Annotated in this window: 14 protein-coding genes; 1 reads left to right on the forward strand and 13 read right to left on the reverse strand. The window is 58.1% G+C overall.

All coding sequences use genetic code 11. From position 1 onward, the window contains the following. Positions 1 to 6 precede the first annotated feature (6 nt). The 3 genes from A8B84_RS04710 to A8B84_RS04720 all read right to left on the reverse strand — a co-directional run bounded on the left by A8B84_RS04710 (position 7) and on the right by A8B84_RS04720 (position 7,013). Positions 7 to 1,128, reverse strand: a complete 1,122-nt coding sequence (locus A8B84_RS04710) for a beta-ketoacyl-ACP synthase III (protein WP_064226952.1) — start codon at positions 1,126 to 1,128, stop codon at positions 7 to 9. 149 nt (positions 1,129 to 1,277) lie between these two features. Next, positions 1,278 to 5,213, reverse strand: coding sequence for an ATP-dependent RNA helicase HrpA (gene hrpA, locus A8B84_RS04715; RefSeq protein ID WP_227512619.1), 3,936 nt, complete (start codon positions 5,211 to 5,213; stop codon positions 1,278 to 1,280). A 123-nt stretch (positions 5,214 to 5,336) separates the two neighbouring features. Next, on the reverse strand, positions 5,337 to 7,013 hold the full coding sequence (locus A8B84_RS04720) for a long-chain fatty acid--CoA ligase (RefSeq protein ID WP_064226953.1): 1,677 nt from the start codon (positions 7,011 to 7,013) through the stop codon (positions 5,337 to 5,339). Positions 7,014 to 7,201: 188 nt separating this feature from the next. On the opposite strand from A8B84_RS04720, the gene A8B84_RS04725 reads away from it, so the two are divergent. Continuing rightward, positions 7,202 to 7,687 (forward strand): MaoC/PaaZ C-terminal domain-containing protein, encoded by a 486-nt coding sequence (locus tag A8B84_RS04725; protein WP_064226954.1) that lies wholly within the window; start codon positions 7,202 to 7,204, stop codon positions 7,685 to 7,687. Positions 7,688 to 7,733: 46 nt separating this feature from the next. On the opposite strand, the gene A8B84_RS04730 is transcribed toward A8B84_RS04725, so the two are convergent. From A8B84_RS04730 to A8B84_RS04775, 10 genes are all read right to left on the reverse strand, one after another. Continuing rightward, positions 7,734 to 8,723: an AgmX/PglI C-terminal domain-containing protein gene (locus tag A8B84_RS04730; RefSeq protein WP_064226955.1), complete on the reverse strand. Its 990-nt coding sequence runs from the start codon at positions 8,721 to 8,723 to the stop codon at positions 7,734 to 7,736. Beyond that, the gene (locus tag A8B84_RS04735) at positions 8,716 to 9,204 is read right to left on the reverse strand and encodes an ExbD/TolR family protein (RefSeq protein ID WP_064226956.1); all 489 of its coding nucleotides are present in this window, start codon (positions 9,202 to 9,204) and stop codon (positions 8,716 to 8,718) included. The genes A8B84_RS04730 and A8B84_RS04735 overlap by 8 nt, the downstream gene beginning before the upstream one ends. Then, positions 9,201 to 9,731: a biopolymer transporter ExbD gene (locus A8B84_RS04740; RefSeq protein ID WP_064226957.1), complete on the reverse strand. Its 531-nt coding sequence runs from the start codon at positions 9,729 to 9,731 to the stop codon at positions 9,201 to 9,203. The genes A8B84_RS04735 and A8B84_RS04740 overlap by 4 nt, the downstream gene beginning before the upstream one ends. Beyond that, positions 9,728 to 10,354: a MotA/TolQ/ExbB proton channel family protein gene (locus tag A8B84_RS04745; RefSeq protein WP_064226958.1), complete on the reverse strand. Its 627-nt coding sequence runs from the start codon at positions 10,352 to 10,354 to the stop codon at positions 9,728 to 9,730. Before A8B84_RS04745 ends, A8B84_RS04740 begins: the two co-directional genes overlap by 4 nt. 16 nt (positions 10,355 to 10,370) lie before the next feature. After that, positions 10,371 to 10,718 (reverse strand): hypothetical protein, encoded by a 348-nt coding sequence (locus A8B84_RS04750; RefSeq protein WP_064226959.1) that lies wholly within the window; start codon positions 10,716 to 10,718, stop codon positions 10,371 to 10,373. Further along, on the reverse strand, positions 10,719 to 11,204 hold the full coding sequence (locus A8B84_RS04755; protein ID WP_064226960.1) for a tetratricopeptide repeat protein: 486 nt from the start codon (positions 11,202 to 11,204) through the stop codon (positions 10,719 to 10,721). It lies immediately after the preceding gene. Then, positions 11,194 to 14,001 carry a tetratricopeptide repeat protein gene (locus A8B84_RS04760; protein ID WP_064226961.1) on the reverse strand — a complete coding sequence of 936 codons (2,808 nt, stop codon included), beginning with the start codon at positions 13,999 to 14,001 and terminating at the stop codon, positions 11,194 to 11,196. The genes A8B84_RS04755 and A8B84_RS04760 overlap by 11 nt, the downstream gene beginning before the upstream one ends. Continuing rightward, a complete protein-coding gene (locus A8B84_RS04765) occupies positions 13,998 to 15,404 on the reverse strand; it encodes a hypothetical protein (protein ID WP_064226962.1) in 1,407 nt (468 codons plus the stop codon). Before A8B84_RS04765 ends, A8B84_RS04760 begins: the two co-directional genes overlap by 4 nt. A 6-nt stretch (positions 15,405 to 15,410) precedes the next feature. Beyond that, positions 15,411 to 15,959: a hypothetical protein gene (locus A8B84_RS04770; protein WP_227512620.1), complete on the reverse strand. Its 549-nt coding sequence runs from the start codon at positions 15,957 to 15,959 to the stop codon at positions 15,411 to 15,413. Between the two features lie 356 nt (positions 15,960 to 16,315). Continuing rightward, positions 16,316 to 17,494, reverse strand: coding sequence for a vWA domain-containing protein (locus tag A8B84_RS04775; protein ID WP_064226963.1), 1,179 nt, complete (start codon positions 17,492 to 17,494; stop codon positions 16,316 to 16,318). Positions 17,495 to 17,502: the final 8 nt, after the last annotated feature.

Raw genomic sequence — 17,502 nt, forward strand, 5'->3', positions numbered from 1 at the left:
AGACTCCTACCGGCGGCGTACCACCACGCTGCCGATGGAATAACCTGCCCCGAACGAACAGATTACCCCGAGATCGCCACTGACAAAGTCATCCTTGTGCTTGTGGAAGGCGATGATCGAACCGGCGGAGCTGGTGTTGGCGTACTCATCCAGAATCACCGGTGCCTCTTCCTCAGTGGCATCGCGACCCAGCACCTTGCGGGCAATCAGCTGATTCATATTCAGGTTAGCCTGGTGCAACCACATGCGACGGAGATCATCCGGCGCCAGAGACAGGCTTTGCAGCTGTTTCTGGATGGTCTCGGCAACCAGCGGCGACACCTCCTTGAACACCTTGCGACCCTGTTGAACGAAGAGCTTGTCGGGTTTACCAACACCGGAATCATCGGCACGGTTCAGAAACCCGAAATTGTTCCGGATGTTATTGGAAAACTTGGTTTTCAGGCTGGTACCGAGAATCTCGAACCCCTGCCCCTCACGGGTATCTTCTTCGCGCTCTACCAGAATGGCTGTGCAGGCGTCACCAAAGATGAAGTGACTGTCCCGGTCCCGGAAGTTCAGGTGGCCGGAACAGATTTCCGGGCTGACGACCAGAACAGAACGGGCAGTGCCGTTCTCGACAGAATTGACAGCCGCCTGAAGGCCGAACGTAGCGGAGCTGCACGCCACGTTCATATCGTAGGCAAACCCGTCGATACCGAGCGCTTCCTGAACTTCGATAGAAACTGCCGGATAGGCCCGTTGCAGGTTGGAACAGGCAACGATCACGGCATCGACATCCTGTGTCGACTTACCCGCCTGCTCGAGGGCCTCACGGCAAGCAGTCACAGCCATTTCGCATTGCACCGAGGGCTCCTCGTTGCTGCGATCGGGAATATAGGGCTTCATGCGTTTTGGATCGAGAATGCCGTCCTTGTTGATAACATGGCGGCGCTTGATGCCGGAGGCTTTCTCGATAAACGAGGAGGACGATGGCTGCAGCGGCGTCACATCGCCACTGGCGATGGCATCTGCGTTCTCGGCGTTGAACAGTTCAACGTACTGGTTGAAGGCTTCGACCAGTTCGTCATTATCAATGGTTGCTGGCGGTGTGTAGAGACCGGTCCCGCTAATAACGGCTTTAATCACGCTAACCCCACGTCATGATTGTGAAAACGGGATGACTGGCGTCCCGTCTGATTCGTTCATTGACCTACTGCCAGAAATACTAACACAGTATCGGGGTTTTGCCCGTCGGCTATCAGTCAGTAGCACCGGATTGGTGCAGCCTGCCTTCCTCAGACTCTGGTCTTTTCCCACTGCCGGTCCAGACGTTTCACCGACACGGTCATCACCGTGCCCAATTGCTGGGCAAAGAACGACACCCGGAACTCCTCGAGCATCCACCGGTACAACACCAATTCAGGATCCCGAATCCCCTGCCGCTGCTGTTCGTCCCGCTTTACCGCGTAGCGAGACCAGAGCGGCTCGATAGTGTGAAGAAACTCCCGCTCCCGGCCCATTTCCCGAGGCATCTTTTCAAGACGAATCAGCGCCGCCTCAAAATAACGCCCGAACTCCGCTAGCCACTCAGGCGGTGTTTCCACCAGAAATCCGGGATAGACCAGGTTCTGTAACTGAAATTTAAGATCGGCCATGCTGTTGGCGAGCGCCAGATTGATTTTGCCTTTCAACTGCTTCGCCACTTTCTGATAACCGGACATCGCCTGATACAACCGCTCGTCTGCCTGCTCCAGAGCCGGGATGAAGTCACCCCGGTGAGCGTCAAACACACGGTCGAAGTCCTCTGCTGTTCTCGGAACACCCTCCGCGAGAAAGTGCTGCATGGCCGTTGCCAGCAACAGATCATCCAGCAAGACTTTCGACTGGCCCACCGGAGCAAACATAAGCGCAGACTGCTTGAAACGCGGAAGTTTCCGCTCCAGGTCATCGAGCGTCCTGCCGAACCGGTTCAGAATCAGCCGGGCGATTGCCTTCCGGGTAGTATCTTCAGCAGTCAGCCGGTCCAGACAGCGTATCTGGCGCACTTGCTTGCCCAGATCTTCCAGCGCGGGATAGACGGTCACCTGCATGCCGCCCTTTTCCGTCTGGACCTGTTCGGGCAATGCTCCGAACCGCCATTCGGTGTACTCGCCGCTCGGCTCCGCCGCCGAATCATCTTTTGTCGCCGACTCAAGCGCCTGCTCGGCCTGCCCCTCAAGTTGGTGCTGCAGGTCAGACGTGTCGCGACTCTCTGCGATGGTGCGCCCCCCGTCGCCCATGACCCGCAGATTCATCCGGAGGTGCTTTGGTAACTCCGATTCCGACCAGGCCTCTGGATCAATCTGTACGCCGGTCATTCGTCGCAACTGCTCGCCCAGTTGAAGCGTTAACGGTTCGTTGGACGGCTGCAGGTTCTCAAGGGCTGCGTCCACAAAATCAGGCACAGGCACAAAGTTACGGCGCAACGCCTTGGGCAGAGACTTCACCAGGGCAATGCATTTCTCTCTCAACAATCCCGGCACCAGCCATTCCAGACGACGAGACGGAATCTGTTTGAGGGCCATCAGGGGAACCTGCAGCGTGACGCCGTCTTTTTCACTGGTGGGTTCGAACTCGTAGCTCAGCGGGTAGCGAACACCCTGCCACTCCAGATAATCGGGGTACAGGTCCGCGGCCTGGGCATCCACCGGCCGCTGGAGAATGTCGGCTTCGGTGAGCTCCAGTTCTTTCAGTTGCTCCGCTGAGAGCCCCTTCCACCAGGTCTCGAAATGCCGGCCACTGATGATGTCTGCAGGCAAACGTTCATCGTAGAAGGCCACGAGCACTTCATCGTCAACGAGCAGATCACGCCGCCGGGTCTTCTTCTCAAGATTCTCAACCGTGTCGAGCATCTCCCGGTTACGGGCTATAAAGGGCGCCTTTGACCGATAATCCCCCTCCACCAGCGCTCGCCGGATAAACAGGTTTCGGCATTCCGCCGGATCCACTTTGGCGTAGGGAATACGACGCTTGGCGACAATATCCAGCCCGTAAAGGGTGACCTTTTCGTAGCCCATCACCTGGGACCGCTTCTGCTCCCAATGGGGCTCAAAATAATGGTGTTTGACGATATGACCGGCGAGAGGCTCAATCCATTCCGGTTGAATGGACGCCACCACCCGGGCAAATACCCGACTGGTCTCCACAATCTCGGTGGCAACGATCCATTTCGGACCGGTCTTGGCTACCTTGGAGCCGGGAAAGATCAGCACCTTCCGGTTCCGTGTCGCCAGGTATTCCTTCTTTTCTACCTTCACGGCTACCTGGCCCAGAAGACCGGCCAGTATCGCCTTGTGCAGCGCTTCGTAACTGGCGGCATCCTTGTTGACCGCCAGCTTCTGTTCACGACAGATCAACGTCAGCTGGCGATGGATATCACGCCATTCCCGCATTCGCATCCAGCTCAGGAAGCTCTTCTGGCAGACCTTCTTGAGCTGATTCTGGGACATTTCCTGGCGTTGTTCTTCATAGAAATTCCACACGTTCAGCAGGGTGACGAAATCCGATTCCTTGTCATTGAACGGAGCGTGGGCCTGATCCGCAGCCTGCTGTTTGTCCTGGGGCCGCTCCCGCGGGTCCTGAATACTCAACCCGGCAATGATGACCAAGGTTTCCGCCAGACTGCCAAGCTCCGCCGCGGTGACCAGCATCCTGGCCAGGCGTGGATCGAGGGGCAGCCGCGACATGGTTCGACCAAGCCGGGTAACGCGGCGCTTGTCATCCACTGCACCCAATTCTTCCAGCAGCTTGTAGCCGTCGTTGACCTGACGCTTATCCGGCGCCTCCAGGAACGGGAACTGCCGAATTTCACCAAGCCCCGACGTCGCCATTTGTAGAATGACCGACGCCAGGTTGGTGCGCAGTATTTCCGGATCGGTGTATTCCGGGCGGTTGATAAAATCCGTCTCATCGTACAGCCGGAAACAGATACCCGGGGCCACCCGGCCACAACGTCCTGCCCGCTGGTTGGCGCTCGCCTGAGAAATCGGTTCCACCGGTAAGCGCTGGATCTTCGAGCGCACACTGTAGCGGCTGATCCGGGCAACCCCGGTATCGATCACGTAGCGGATGCCCGGCACCGTTAGCGAGGTTTCCGCCACGTTCGTGGAAAGCACGATCCGTCGGCCCTTGTGGGACTGGAACACCCGGTTCTGCTCGGCATTGCTCAACCGGGAATAAAGCGGCAACACTTCGGTGTGCCGCAGGTCCACATGGCGCAGAACCTTGCTGAGATTGCGGATCTCCCGCTCCCCGGGCAGGAACACCAGCACATCCCCCGGTGGCTGTTTCTCGATGCGTTCGTGCTGCTCGATTTCATCCAGGGCGCCGAGAACGCCGTCCGTCCAGCCCTGGTCCCGATCGTCTTCATCGCCGGTCAGCGGCCGGTAACGCACATCCACCGGATAGGTGCGGCCACTCACCTCAATCACCGGCGCCTTGTCGAAGAATTCGCTGAATCGTTCAACCTCGATGGTTGCCGAGGTAATGATAACCTTCAGATCCGGGCGTTTGGGCAAGAGCTGCCGAAGATAGCCGAGCAAGAAATCGATGTTGAGACTGCGCTCGTGGGCTTCATCGATGATGATCGTATCGTAGCGGTCGAGAAACCGGTCGTGCTGAACCTCGGCCAGCAGGATACCGTCGGTCATCACCTTCACCCGGGACTGCTCCGAGGTGTTGTCGGTAAAACGGACCTGATACCCGATCTGCTGGCCGGTCTGCTCCCCGATTTCCTCGGCAATCCGGGCCGCCACACTGCGTGCAGCGATACGACGGGGCTGGGTATGACCAATCAGGCCCCGGATACCCCGGCCACTGTTCATGCAGATTTTCGGGATCTGTGTGGTCTTACCGGAACCGGTTTCGCCGGCAATGATCACCACCTGGTGGTTTTCGATGGCCTCCCGGATGTCGTCAACCCGTTCGGAAACCGGCAAGCCCTCCGGGAAGCTGGCTGGCTTATGCAGGGCATGACGTTGCTGAACCTTTTCCAGCCCTCGTTCCAGCCAATTCGCCATTTTCTCCAGGTCCTTCTGGCCCGGCTTTCCCTTGGTACGGGCAACGGTTTTCACGATGCGGGCGGCTTCCTGCTGATTGCAGGCATCCAGCTGCTCCATCATCGCTTTGACGGCCGCTTCGCCATCGGGTTTGGGTGTCGGTGTGCTCGGAGTTTCGGAACGGGTGTCTGTCATTGAATTGCCGGAATAGCGCTCACTCGGATTCGATTGGGCGACAGTCTATCGGGAAAGTCGGCTTCTTAAAAACGGAAAAACCCCGCCGAAGCAGGGTTTTCCTTGATCAACTGCCAGACAGGCTTACTTGTTGTTCGCCTCGTCCCGCAGTTCACGGCGCAGAATTTTGCCTACGTTGGTCTTGGGCAGTTCGTCACGGAACTCAAACTGCTTGGGTACCTTGTAGGCGGTGAGCCGCTCGCGACAGAATTCCTTGAGTTCGTTTTCTGTCACGCCTTCAGCCGTGGGCACCAGGTAAACCTTGACCGCCTCGCCACTCTTGCTATCGGGTACGCCAACGGCGGCACACTCGACCACCTTCGGATGGCTGCTTACCACATCCTCAATCTCGTTCGGGAATACGTTGAAACCCGAAACGATGATCATGTCTTTCTTCCGATCGACGATGCGGATGTAGCCATCTTCCTGGATCAGGGCGATATCACCGGTACGCAGGTAGCCGTCCTCGGTGAAGGATTTCTGGGTATCTTCCGGGCGCTGCCAGTAACCGCGCATGACCTGCGGGCCTTTCACACACAGCTCGCCAGGCTCGCCCAGGGGCGTCTCATTGCCCTCTTCATCGATGGTTATGACCTGCGTGGACGGAATCGGCAGACCAATGGTGCCAATCTGAATGGCGCTATGCGGATTAAATGTGACCACCGGTGAAGTTTCGGTCATCCCGAAGCCTTCGCAAATTTCACAACCGGTGACCCGCTCCCACATTTTGGCGGTGTCGCTGGTCAGCGCCATACCGCCGGACGATGTCAGCTTCAGACTGCTGAAGTCCAAATCCTGGAATTCTTCGTTGTTGCAAAGCGCAACAAACAGGGTGTTCAGGCCGAGGAAGGCGGTGAACTTGTGGTTCTTCAGTTCCTTCACGAAGCCCGGAATATCCCGCGGGTTCGGAATCAGCACGTTGTGGGCGCCGGCCTCGAGCATGATGCCGCAGTTCAGGGTAAAGGAATAAATGTGGTAGAGCGGCAGGGGCGCAATCACCACTTCCTGTCCCTCAACCACCATGTCTTCCATCATCGGGCGGGTCTGCAGCAGGTTGGCTACCAGGTTACCGTGGGTGAGCATTGCGCCTTTCGCCACACCAGTGGTACCACCGGTGTACTGGAGCACGGCAATGTCGTCCTGCTTGCACTCTACGGGGGTGAATTTCTCACGGGCGCCTGCACTGAGGACTGCCGGAAGCTTGTGCGCCTGGGGGATATTGAACGGCGGCACCATCTTCTTGACGTGCTTGACCACGGCATTCATCAGGGTGCGCTTGATCGGCGAATGCATGTCCGCGATTTCGGTAACAATCACGTGCTCAATGCCGGTATGTGGCAGCACCTTCTCGGCGTTCTCGGCCATGTTGGCAAGAACCACCAGGGCCTTGGCGCCTGAATCGTTGAACTGGTGCTCCATCTCCCGCGTGGTATAAAGCGGGTTGGTATTCACCACAATCAGGCCAGCCCGCATGGCGCCAAACACAACAACCGGGTACTGACTGACGTTAGGCATTTGCACAGCGATACGGTCGCCAGGCTTCAGATCTGTCTTGTTCTGGAGCCACGCTGCAAAGTTGCGGCTCTGGGTGTCGAGGTCACGGTAAGTGAGAGTTGCGCCAACAGCACTGAATGCGGGACGATCAGCATATTTTTTCACTGACTGCTCGAACACATCCACCATGCTTTTGTACTTGTTCAGGTCGACCTCGCGGGGCACGCCGGCGGGGTATTTATCCTGATAGAACTGCTCAAAATCCATCACCATCTCCTGTTTGGCGCTTTTGATTGTAATGATTTACCAATGTCAGGTTGTTCAAAAAATCAACCCTACAAAAGTATCAGCCTCAAAAAAGTGGGGAGAGAATAGCAGTTTTGTAACCGATGAGGTAGTTTTCGAGACTCTTACCCGAACACCTGTACTCAAATGACAACAGTGCGGAGCACGCGATGAGCGATACCCTTGATACCCTGGAAAATATCACCTACGACGAGCTGAACGAGGGCGACACCGCCACCTTTACGCGCACCCTCACCGAGGACGAACTGGTGCTGTTTGCAGCGGTCTCCGGTGATGTAAACCCGGTACACCTGGACTCCGAATTTGCAGCCGGCTCCATGTTCAAGGAGCGAATTGCCCATGGTATGTGGAGCGGCTCCCTGATCTCGGCGGCGCTGGCAACCGTAATGCCCGGCCCCGGTACCATCTACCTGGACCAGAGCCTGTCCTTCAAGCGTCCGGTGAAACTGGACGACACTCTCACCGTTCAGTTGAAAATCCTGCGCAAGGAACCGAAAGGCCGTGTCGTTGTCGAGTGCGACGTACGCAATCAGAACGATCAGAAGGTGGTTATTGGGGAAGCGAAGGTCATCGCACCATCAGAGAAAGTGTCGCTGCACAAACCCCGGTTGCCGAAAATCACCATCGAGAACTGAGCTCCCCGTATCGGGCAGTCCCCCCGCTGGCTGCCCGATTGCCTTATCAGCCGGGCAGGAAGTCAATCGGAAATCTGACCTTCCGGGCCTCAACATTGTCAGCCCCGAAATTGAACAGCCGCACCCGCATGGCAATCCGCTGTTCCAGCGTGGGGTGCTGGAGCTCTGAGCTGACCACCTCACAGGCGGACACCGAGCCATCCGGCTCTATGACCAGCTCCAACAACACCTTACCCTCGAGGGTCGGGTCCTGCCGCAGCTCCCGCCGGTACATGGAATAGAGCGCCGTTTTCTGGGCATCGAATACTTGCCGGATATTACTCATTGCCCGCTCGCCAACCGATGATTCGGCCTTTGCCGGCTTGGCGGCCACTTTTCGGGATTCCTCCTCGGGAACATCAACCGTTCTGACCTCATGCTCAGCCACAGCGACGGTGGTTTTCGGCGCCGGAGCATCTTCAACACCACCGCTTCCACTGAGGACTTGCTGAGAATCCCTGGGCGATTTCGTTGCTTCGGCCGCTGCCGGCTGGGTATTGACCGCAAACTCACGGGCTGGTGTGGGTTCGGGCGCCCTGAGTGAAGCCAGCTTGTCTCTCATAGCCAGCAGACCGGAACGGGACGCTTTTTCCCGGGCCTGCTCGGTGGTCTGCTTCGGCTCGGATACGGCCTTAGGTTCGGGTTCTGGTTTCGGGGCAGGCGCAGGGTCGGGTTCAACCTTGGCCACTTTCGGTTCCGGCTGCCTTGGTTTCTCTTTCTTCACTTCCGGCTCTGGCTCAGGTTCTGGCTCGGGCTGGGCGGGCTCCGGTGTGACCAACGGCTTCGGCTTCTCCACCAGCCGCGCCAGCCGGGGAGGAACCTTCTCGGCCTCACTGCGCTCAACCTCCGGTACATCCAGCATCGGGATCAGGAACGCCGGCGGCAAAAACAGCGCCAGCATCAACAATACAATACCCGTAAATCTTCGACTCTCGTTGAGATCACGACTCCATGGCAGCCCCGAACGCTCTGTTGGGGAATATCCGTTATCAGCCATTGCGGACCTCCCCTTCCACAGCGAGGCGCACCTGTCGATATTGTTCATCAACACAGGTCTGCATGACCTTGCGAAGCAATCGGTAATCGGTATCCCGACCCGCCATTATGGTTACCTCGAGCCCCTCCTCGGGAATTTCAGACCAGCGGTTGCGGCGCCAGGTAAGTTCTTCCGACAGACCGGCGATAAAGGTGTCACTGGTCTCAATGCCATCCAGTCTTGCCACTTCGCTGCCCTGGACCAGAATGGCATTGCCCGTTACCTGAACTGTCAGGCTCTCAACCGCCTCCTGTTGAGCCGTGGACTTTGGCAAAGGCACGTCTGCAGTGTTCTGCATCACCTTCACATCCGAGGAATTCACCATCAAGAAAAAGACCAGGATGGTGAAGATGTCCATCAGCGACACCAGGTTCAGGCCCCCGGGCTTGTGCATCCGGCCGTAATGCCGACGAATTCTTTTCGCCTTTCGGGACGTTCTCATGCGCCCTCCCCTGATTCGGCACTGGCGTTTACGGCAAGCTGTCTGTCCTCAGGCGCATCCATCAGAGAGACATCAGGAAACAGCTCCCCCTCAACCACGCTGGCAGCAACCACGGCCGGATAAGAGCGGACGGTATCCATGGCCGTGACTAGCGTCTGGTAATCGACGTCCGGTCCGACTTCCAACACCACGTCGGTTTTATCCGGCACACGGGTTTTTATCTGCCGAAGTACCTTACGAAGGTTCGCAAAATCCTGCCCCTCCTGGCCCACGGGCAGCACCCGGATCAGGCCGCGGTCACTGTCGGCGATCTCGATACCTTGCGGAATCAAAGTAACCACGAGCCGCAATTCCTCAGGCTCCGGCGCCTGCCCGGCTTCCATACCCGGAAAGTTCAGCTCGATCATCCGGACCTGACTGAACACCATGCCAAGCAACAGGACGGGTACCAGCACAATCATGAGATTGAGAAACGCGGTGATATCCAGCTCCGGCGAACTACTTAACCTGCGGTGACGGCGTCTCATGGTTCAGACACAATGTTCAGCAACTTCACCCCGGCCATTTCGAAACTGTCGACAATCTCGTTGGTGCGGGTTTGGAGCACCGCATGGAACATAAGCAACGGGATCGCCGACATCAGGCCAAAGGCCGTGGTGTTCATGGCTACGGAAATACTTTCCGACAGCAGGCTGGCCTTCTGGGAAGGATCTGCCGCCGCCACGGCGGTAAACGCCGCAATAAGACCGATAATGGTTCCCAAAAGGCCGAGAAGCGTGGCGATATTGGCCAGGGTCGCCAGGTACTGGGTGCGCTTTTCCAGGCGCGGCAGCACTTCCATCAGGCCCTCTTCCATGGCGTACTCGATATCCTCTCGCCGGCTGTTGCTGAGCAACCGGCCAATACCGGCCCCCATGATCGAGGCAATGGCACTGTCGGAGTTGGTGGCAGCTTTCATGGCCCGCTGATAATCCCGTTTTCTCAGCAGCGGCAGGATGCCGCGCTCAAAGGCAACCCGGTTACGCCGCCGCACCGCCGACAGATAAAAGAACCGCTCAAGAGTGATGGCCAGCCCCAACGCCAGTACGATGGCAATGGGGTACATGAAGGGCCCGCCTTCCTGGAAAAAACGTACGATGGTGTCCAGCATTCTTGTTCTCCCGTTATTACTGCGCAGTCACTGCTGAGTCTCCGAGGGGACTCAGGATCAGAGGGTTGAGGTTTTCGCGAAACAGACGGTGCCGCTCCAGGGCGACCGGATCAGCCGGACGGACCAGTTCCGGCGCCTCGTCATTGAGATCTGCCCTTGGCCGTCTTGGCAGGCTCGGCGCCTGCCAGGGCAATATGTAAAGTACCCGGGGCTCGTCTTCGCCAAGACTTGCAGACAGGCCCTCAACACTGAGCCTGACAGTGTCATCCTGATCCGCCTGCGCCTGGTTGAGGAACAGCACCTGAAGGCCGGACAACAGCAGCGCAGTAAAAAGGTTTTTAGAGGTTTTCCGGCTACCAACCATTTATTCCAGCCTCCTTTCCAGGTCCGCAATCCACCCGGCCACCTCCTGGTCGTCTGCTTTCGTCAGTTCCCGGTACCGGTTGTAGTGCGTGAGGGCTGTTTTCAGATCGAGCAGATAGAGTTCGGCAATCACCGCCAGATTGAAATGCAGCTCCGCCACATCCGGCGAATGGGCAATGCCTGTTTCCAGCAATTTGACGGCTTCGGCGAACCGGTACTGATCCTTCAGGACCAGCGCCAGATTGTTCACGGTCACCGCATTGGTGGGGTCCAATTCCACGGCTTTCTGCCAGGCGTCCACGGCCGCACCTTTGCGACCTTCCTCGAAGGCCTTGCGCCCTTCCTTTTCAAAGCTTGCCGCCAATTCCGGATCGGCTTTGACCGGCTCCTCTGGCTGCCGGACTTCCTGACCGGCACAACCGGCGAGAAACACCAGCAGCAGGAATGCCCAACGCAGCCCTGCCTTACGCAACGGATTACACCCCATCGTTAGACTCCATGTTCCAGCTGAGCCACTTGACACTCCGCTCGTAACGTCCCGGGTGCAGTTCCGCAAGAACGCCAAGGCTGCGACCTATCCAGGCGTCATAGCCCTCTGATGTAATCCGGCGGTGGTTTTCAGTGTGCAGTTGAATGGCCTTCTCTTCGAAGGGATACGCCTCTTCTTCAAGCAGCATCTGGTACTGCATGGCCTCAAGCTCATTCAGATCCGAAGGTACTGCGGATGTCATCAGGTCTTTGGCCAGGCCCCGGTAGAGCTCCGCGCGGCGGAACAACGACTCAGACAGAACGCGCTCCCCGCCGAGAGCTTCGGCATCCAGGAATCGCTGTCGAGCAGTTTCCAATGCCTTCTGCTTGCGCGCGAGAGAGTGCTCCAGAGGCTGACTCAGGCTGATGCTGGTAAACGCGGCAGCCGCACGGGCGCCAAGCACCAGAGAAGACCGGGATGCCCACTCAAGGGTGTCGGCACTGTGCCAGGCGCTGTCCAGCTCTGACCGGACCAGTGCTTCCCGCCAGTCATCCGGATCGTCACCGGTTTCTACCAGGCGATAACGGAAGGTCTGGAGCCGCTCATGTTCAGATCCGTCGCCAGCCTTCGGGCCGGTCGCAAGATAGTCCCTGTACAGGGCATTCCGCTCCGCTACATTGCCGGCTTCATTCAGCAATTCCGCGGCCCGCAGCCGCAATTGCCAGGGGTTGGCATGATTTTCAGCGGCCTGCAGCAATTCGGATGCTGCCTGGGTGGGTTTATCGGACTGAATCCAGGCGTGTACCAGCTTTTCACTGATACCCGCAGCCAGCTCATGTTGCGGGTGGTCGTTACGGAACTTCTGCAGGTCGACAACAGCGGCTGTCCAGTCTGATGCCTTGAGCAAGGTATTGGCGGCGTCGTAACGGGCCCGGATGGCGATTTCCGAGCCGGGCAACACTGAATCAACCCGCCGGAAATGACCCACAGCCTCTCCGAGCCGGCCCTGGGAAGCAGCCACTTCCCCCTGGCGATAAACAGCCGTCGCCAGTTGCCTGCGAATGGCCGCCAACTGGTCGCCGGTCACATCCTTGAGCTGATCGCTCTCGGCAAGATCCAGCGCCTGATTCCAGGCCCGTTCCGCCAGTCCGAAATCACCTTCTTTCTGGCGGATCCGGGCCGTCACCTGCCAGGTCGCGTATCGCTCTGCCGGCGATGCCCCTAGGGCGGTAAGAACCAGCGAAGCATAGTGTAATCCCCGCTCATGGTTGCCGGCAGCAAGCCAGCGGGCAGCCAGATCCGCCATCAGGCCGGAACCCCGGTTATCACCCGCGAATCGCTCGTTAAAACGATTGGCTTCGTCTGAAAGATCCTCCAGACCGGGTCTGAATGCGGCAGCCTCGTACTGCTGGTCGACGCCGTCTCTCAACAGGGTGACGGCGGCCCAGGCAGCATCAGCCGCCTCACTGTAACCGGGTGCTTCGTAGGCAGCCTTGCGAAAGTTATCCAGCGCTCTCGGAAAATGCCCCGCCTGCAGTCGGGCATCCCCGGCAAGTCGCAAGACCTCGCCGCTCTGGCCCACCCGGGGCGCCAGTCCTTCATAGTAAGTGGCGGCCTGTGCAAAGGCAGACTCAGAGTTTGCGACCTGCCACTGTTCCGCCGAGCGGGCGCCCAAATCATAGTGATAGTCCGCCAGCCGTCTGCTGTAGCTCCGCCACTTGTCCTGCTGGCCCCCTTTCAGCTCGGCGTAGGCGGAATTCACGCTATAGCTGTCGACGAATCGGGCCCGGGCCGTACGAACCCGGTCCGCGTCACCCGCCGCTTGCCAGACATCCACCACCTGCAACCGAAAGGCGGGAACGGAACGGTGATTGGGGGAATACTCGATGAACGCCCGGTTAGCGGCAACACTGGCGCTGGTCTCTCCCTGGATGGCGTAGTAGTCCGCGAGCCGGTCGAACAACAGGTGTTCCCAGGGGCGCGGCTGGTCCTTGTCCAGCCACGCAATGAGGGTGTCCGGCCCACCTTTTCGGGCTGCCATCAGTGCCAGCACCCTGAAGGTATCATCGATGGTGTCCACAACGGATTCACTGACCGACTCAAGACTCTGTTCCTGCGGCAGAAACTCGTCCAGAACCTCGACAAAGGTGGCTGCGGCCCTGTTCCATGCAGACGGGCCCTGTTTGAACTGGCTCCAGCCAAGCATGTATCTGGCCTTGGTGCTGAACTCTTTGCTGTCGCCGGATTCAATCAATTGCCGGTAGCCGGTTTCTGCCTCAGCATAATGGCCAGCTGCAAAGGCGGATTCCGCCAACCGGAACCGGGCCTCCGGTACCAGAGAGGAATCCGGATAGAGCCCGACCAGCTGTTTCAGCCTCTGGATCGACGCATCCTGCTGTCCTGTCAGGGCATGGGCCTTGGCCATCTGGTAAAGCAGTTCGTCCAGTCGCCCACCGTAGGAGCCGCGCGCCAGAATGGACTCGTAACTGCTGATCGCTTCGCTGTAGACCCTTTCCTCTTCAGCCGGAGAGAACCCTATATCTTCACCTGAACGGTCCCGGATATTGCTCAGGCGGTTAAGGGCATCAATCCGGACCTCTGGTTCGTCCGAAGTCTGGAAAAGGCGATGGTAACGGCGAGCAACTTCCGAAGGCGAGATCGCCGGCATCGGCCGGCTTTCAAAGGTCAGGAACACCGGACGCATATCCCCGATGGTCTCGCCGTCCCGGCCCAGCTCCACACGAAAAGATTCCTGGGCTACAGCCGGCGCTGCCAGCAGTAAGGAAAGGCAGAGGCTCTGAAACGGCCGGATCATAGTTGGGTCTCCTCCAGGTTCTGAAGGGCGAGGTATTCATACAGGTGAGCTATCTGCTGTTCGGTTTTGTCCAGTGCGAAGGCCATCTGCTGGTCCCTGGCTTCGACGAAGTCGAGCGCCAGGTCGTTCAACGCCGTTTCAGATGCTTCAAGCAACTGACGAACAGACAGTAACAGCGCTTCGTTGCGCTCTGTCAGTGCTGCGGCTGAGCGACGTAACTGTTCCAGGATTTCCGGTTGCCCCGATGCCTTGCTCCGGACCTGACTCAATCGGGTCTGGGCATCCGACAGGGTTTTCCGAAGAGCCTGGATGCGAGGTTGCTGGCCGGGCCCGGCGCTATCCGCGAGGCGCTGCAGCCGTGCACCGAGCTCTTCCCCCCGAGCATTAAGATCAGCGGTGCTTTGCCTGGATTCCTGCTGATGGATGCCGACCAGCTGTTCTCTCAGAGCGCCCTGAAACACCTCAAGATCGTGACCATGGCGTTCAAGTTTTACCGCCATCGAACGAAGGGCTGCCACTCGCCCTGCGGCCCTCTGGACGTCAGGGTCCTCCATGAACGCAAGAAGATAGGCCATGCGCGGCTGGGTCAGTGTACGGCTGTCGGCCAGAAACCAGTCGACCCCGGTTTCCCGGGCATCGTCCACCAGGGTTTTATAGGCCCCCTGTTCCCGAATCTTTCCGGCCAGTTTGCGAAGGGTCACCCGTTCACTCTCGAACGCGGCGTTGGCGGCAAGGTAGGCTTCTCCGGCCTGCCCGAGATAGCCGGAAAGATCGTAACCGCGCCCCATGCCAATCCAGGCATCGGCAACCCCGGGGTATGCCAGGGGATATTTCCTGGCCCGATGCCAGCTCTGCATGGCGGCCCGGTGATTACCCTTTTCTGCCAGGGCCAGTCCATGGAGGTAAAGGGCCCTTGGCGTGCTGAAACTATCGAGATCGACCTTCTCCAGAAAGCTGATCGCTTTATCGAACTCGCCGTGCTGGTAAGCAAGGTAGCCCGCGCGGACCAGCAGATTATTTTTCAGGTGCTGGCTGCGCTCGGAATTGGCATCACCGTCCGACATGGCTAACGCCACCCGCAGCGCAACCAGCGCCCTGGCCGGGTTGAGATCGGTTTTCGCGTAATCGCTGGCAAGATTGAGGTAACCCAGAGCCGCCCAGTAACCTTCTTTCATGCCGCCCAGGATTCGCCCGGCCTCATCAGTACGGCCCGCGGTTCGTGCCTTCTCAGCATCTTCATAGAGTGCTTGCTGTCGTCCATCCCCAAGATCCACGCCGACTTCTCCGGCTTGCCGGAATTGCTTGAGACCAGAAAGGACGTCGTCTGGCATTGCCGGAGTGGCCGCCACGGAAAAACCGGAAACAGTCAGAAGCAACACAAACAGCAGGACCCGGAATATCATGGCGCCCTACTCCCACTCCATGAAAGAAATCCTGGGTTCGTAATCGGGCGCCCGGGCCTCAAGGCTCATCTCTAAACGGAGCACACCGGGGCGTTTTCTGAACCGATGGGTGGATTCCCGCCGTACGAAATCATCATCGGCAGAGCGGGCAGTAATCACCGCTTTCAACTCATGCTCGCCGTTTTCCAGGTTCCCGGTGAACAACTGCTGGATGCCGCCGCGCTCAAGCGAGGCCCGCTCTCTATCGGAATACAGGTGGGAAGCCACAGGCTGGCCATTGACGAACAGTTCGACGGAATCAAGATCGAGGGCATCCCGGCTCTGAAGTGTCAGAAAAACTGCCAGTCGGGTATTGGCTGGATGCAGGACCTTCTGCTCAAGGGCGAATACGCGCTCGGAATGACTGGCGATTTCAGCATTCAGGCGTTCAAGCTCCTTATCAAGGCCATCGGCGGCTGCAGCCGAGGCGGCCAGCAATGCCAGAACCAGTGCCCCGATGCGCACCAACCTTTGGTGTTCTATCCGGCGCCTTTGTGATTGTTGTGAGCCGAACATAAGCCTCCTGCCTTTGTAGCCTCTGTAACTCATGCAAACTTCTGTAACAGATCGGCAGAAAGCGTAACACTTGGTAACCGCCAAGAACGGTATACAGATCACCAAATGGAAAACGCACAGCGAAAGCTTAAGCGGTCGGAAGAATGGGAAGAGTGTCGAGTTATTTGACAGAGTCAGGAGGGATATCGGGGCGTCAGGGAGGCTCAGCGGATAAGTTGAATTTTAAACGACTGTTTTAGCAGCTTTTAAGTCAAGTGGCCCTGTATTTGCTCACTGGAAAGCGGCGGGAGTGCCTTCAGGCAAACCCGCTTGATATGCCGAGCTTTGCCGATGCTCTCAACCGCATCGGCTTTTTTTTATTTACTCAGTTGCTTCATGGCCGACTCGAGGCCTTCAACGGTCAAAGGGTACATGTGATCGTTAACGAGTTGCTTGGTCATGCCCAACGAACCGCCATTACCCCAGTAACTCTCGGGAAGTGGATTGATCCATACAACCTTACGGAAGTGCTCGGTGATGCGCTGGAACCAGGTGGCGCCTGCTTCCTCGTTCCAGTGCTCAATCGAGCCACCGGGATGGGAGATCTCATAGGGCGCCATGGTCGCGTCGCCGACAAAGATCACTTTGTAGTCGGGCGTGTACTTGTGAAGAATATCCCAGGTGCTGGTGGTTTCGTTCATCCGCCGGATATTGTTCTTCCAGACACTCTCATAAATGAAATTGTGGAAGTAAAAATATTCCATGTGCTTGAACTCAAGCCGGGCGGCCGAGAACAGCTCCTCGCAGACACGAACGTGAGGGTCCATGGACCCGCCCACATCGAAGAAGATCAGCACTTTTACCGCGTTATGCCGTTCGGGCACCATCTTCAGGTCCAGGTATCCGGCATTGCGAGCCGTGGAACGGATCGTGTCGTCCATGTCCAGTTGGTCCGCCGCGCCCTGGCGGGCAAACTTCCGCAGGCGGCGCAGCGCCACCTTGATGTTGCGGATGCCGAGGGTCACGCTGTCGTCCAGATCCTTGAACTCGCGCTTTTCCCAGACTTTCACGGCCCTGCCGTGGCGGCCTTTTTTCTGGCCAATCCGGAAGCCTTCCGGGTTGTAGCCGTTGGCCCCGAATGGCGAGGTGCCGCCAGTGCCGATCCACTTGTTGCCGCCGGCGTGGCGCTCCTCCTGCTCTTCCATCCGTTTCTTGAAGGTTTCGATCAGCTCCTCCAGGCCGCCCAGAGAATCGATCTTCGCCTTCTCTTCCTCCGACAGGTGCTTCTCGAATTCCGCCCGCAACCAGTCGTCCGGAATCAGGGCTTCCAGCAGGTCGTCGAGATTCTCGATTCCTTCAAAATAGGCCTGGAAGGCACGGTCAAACTTATCGAAGTGGCGCTCGTCCTTCACCAGGCAAAGACGGGACAGGTAATAGAATTCCTCCATATCCGCAAAGGCGAGCCGCTTCTGCAGGGCTTCCAGAAGATCCAGAAACTCCCTCAGACTGGCAGGCACCCGTGCGCGCCGGACTTCAAGAAAAAAATCAATCAACATAAAACGTG

This window comes from Marinobacter sp. EhC06 (genome assembly GCF_001650915.1).
In the GTDB taxonomy this organism is placed as follows: Bacteria; Pseudomonadota; Gammaproteobacteria; order Pseudomonadales; family Oleiphilaceae; genus Marinobacter.

What these genes read in the sequence shown, in the direction of transcription:
- A8B84_RS04765 (WP_064226962.1), bottom strand. Translation starts at nt 15,404, where the DNA reads ATGATATTCCGGGTCCTGCTGTTTGTGTTGCTTCTGACTGTTTCCGGT.
- A8B84_RS04760 (WP_064226961.1), bottom strand. Translation starts at nt 14,001, where the DNA reads ATGATCCGGCCGTTTCAGAGCCTCTGCCTTTCCTTACTGCTGGCAGCG.
- A8B84_RS04720 (WP_064226953.1), bottom strand. Translation starts at nt 7,013, where the DNA reads ATGGATTTTGAGCAGTTCTATCAGGATAAATACCCCGCCGGCGTGCCC.
- A8B84_RS04775 (WP_064226963.1), bottom strand. Translation starts at nt 17,494, where the DNA reads ATGTTGATTGATTTTTTTCTTGAAGTCCGGCGCGCACGGGTGCCTGCC.
- A8B84_RS04755 (WP_064226960.1), bottom strand. Translation starts at nt 11,204, where the DNA reads ATGGGGTGTAATCCGTTGCGTAAGGCAGGGCTGCGTTGGGCATTCCTG.
- A8B84_RS04730 (WP_064226955.1), bottom strand. Translation starts at nt 8,723, where the DNA reads ATGGCTGATAACGGATATTCCCCAACAGAGCGTTCGGGGCTGCCATGG.
- A8B84_RS04750 (WP_064226959.1), bottom strand. Translation starts at nt 10,718, where the DNA reads ATGGTTGGTAGCCGGAAAACCTCTAAAAACCTTTTTACTGCGCTGCTG.
- A8B84_RS04740 (WP_064226957.1), bottom strand. Translation starts at nt 9,731, where the DNA reads ATGAGACGCCGTCACCGCAGGTTAAGTAGTTCGCCGGAGCTGGATATC.
- hrpA (WP_227512619.1), bottom strand. Translation starts at nt 5,213, where the DNA reads ATGACAGACACCCGTTCCGAAACTCCGAGCACACCGACACCCAAACCC.
- A8B84_RS04745 (WP_064226958.1), bottom strand. Translation starts at nt 10,354, where the DNA reads ATGCTGGACACCATCGTACGTTTTTTCCAGGAAGGCGGGCCCTTCATG.
- A8B84_RS04770 (WP_227512620.1), bottom strand. Translation starts at nt 15,959, where the DNA reads ATGTTCGGCTCACAACAATCACAAAGGCGCCGGATAGAACACCAAAGG.
- A8B84_RS04725 (WP_064226954.1), top strand. Translation starts at nt 7,202, where the DNA reads ATGAGCGATACCCTTGATACCCTGGAAAATATCACCTACGACGAGCTG.
- A8B84_RS04735 (WP_064226956.1), bottom strand. Translation starts at nt 9,204, where the DNA reads ATGAGAACGTCCCGAAAGGCGAAAAGAATTCGTCGGCATTACGGCCGG.